Origin of the sequence: Synechococcus sp. F70.1, from assembly GCF_047502745.1 — a bacterium.
Classification (GTDB): domain Bacteria; phylum Cyanobacteriota; class Cyanobacteriia; order Thermostichales; family Thermostichaceae; genus Thermostichus.
In genome coordinates this window covers 1-1,158 of record NZ_JANSJL010000093.1, presented here as the reverse complement: position 1 = coordinate 1,158, position 1,158 = coordinate 1, and the positions used below count along the sequence as shown (strand labels likewise).

The 1,158-nt window shown below is 57.2% G+C and carries 2 protein-coding genes; one reads left to right on the top strand and one right to left on the bottom strand.

The genetic code is table 11. From position 1 onward, the window contains the following. Positions 1-238 (bottom strand): ankyrin repeat domain-containing protein (locus NW860_RS09340; protein WP_414513811.1); only part of this gene is annotated, 238 nt, incomplete at its 3' end. Positions 239-435: 197 nt separating this feature from the next. Between NW860_RS09340 and NW860_RS09335 the strand changes: the two genes are divergently transcribed. Continuing rightward, a complete protein-coding gene (locus tag NW860_RS09335; RefSeq protein ID WP_414513810.1) occupies positions 436-1,029 on the top strand; it encodes a DnaJ domain-containing protein in 594 nt (197 codons plus the stop codon). Positions 1,030-1,158: the final 129 nt, after the last annotated feature.

The following is a 1,158-nucleotide window of genomic DNA, read 5'->3' as shown; positions in this document are numbered from 1 at the left end:
TTGCCCCTGTAGGATCCAGAGCGTGGACAGAAGCGCCATGGGCCAAGAGCAAATCCAACAGTTCCAAATCGCCAAGGAGTGTCGCTTTATGAAGCAAAGTCATTCCCTGAGCATCGACAGCATTCACATCTTCCCCCCGCTGCAAATGGGCCAATAATTGTTTTAGATCTCGATTGGCAAGAGCTTGATGAAGCGCTTCACTCATAACAGAAAGCCAAGTTGCAATGAAGTTGGGCAACAGGAAGGGATCCTCGATAGGCCGGAATGGAGGCTCCAAACAACTTGGGCAAAGTCTAACACTGGATCCCTGCTGCTGAGGGAAGCGGGAGAACCAAGCGCTTGGTGGGATCCCTTGGTCAAGCCGGGGCCGCAGCGATAGACTAGAGCTGGTTCTTGGCCAGGTCTTTTCCCGATCCCTTAGTTGCGCCACCGTTTATGGATTACTACGCGATCCTGAACCTATCTCCTGCAGCGGACATTGAAGAGATTAAACAGGCGTTTCGACGGTTGGCGCGGCAGTTTCACCCTGATGTGGCAGGGGAGGGATCCCGAGAGCGTTTCCAACAAATCCTCCAAGCCTACCAAGTGCTGAGCGACCCTGAGCAGCGGCGGCGCTACGATGCACAACGTCAATCTGCACAACGTCAATCTCCACCCAGCTCTCCTGCTGCCGGCGAAAGGCGGGTGGTCATTCGCAGCATAGGCCCCTCATCGGTAGAGCAGCCCAATCCGGAAGGGCTCAAGGAGGGGATTGCCCGCGTCAAGGCAGCCTGGCGGGAGCGGAAGTTGCCCACGGCGGTGGCCCAGGCGGAGGCGCTGCTGAAACGGTTTCCCAACTCCAGCGAGGCCATCCACATCTTGGCGTTGGCCTACCAGCGCTTCGGCAACCATTTGATCTACGAGGGGCGCTATCAGCAGGCGGAAGCCTACTTGAGAAAAGCTTTGGCCACGGAGCCGCACAACCGAGAATTGGCCTTTGAAATCAAGCGAGATTTAGCCCGTCTGGGCATTCGGGAGGGATCCCGCTAACTTGCCTGCGTTGGGATCCCCAACGTCTGAGCTGCCCACTGCCGGAGTTGTTGGCGGTTGACTTTGCCCTGAGGGTTGCGTGGGATCCCGCTACACCATAGCCACCGCTTGGGGTGTTTGAAGGGGCTT

Excerpts from the sequence above, each read along its gene's own strand:
- NW860_RS09335 (WP_414513810.1), top strand. The coding sequence starts at position 436 with ATGGATTACTACGCGATCCTGAACCTATCTCCTGCAGCGGACATTGAA.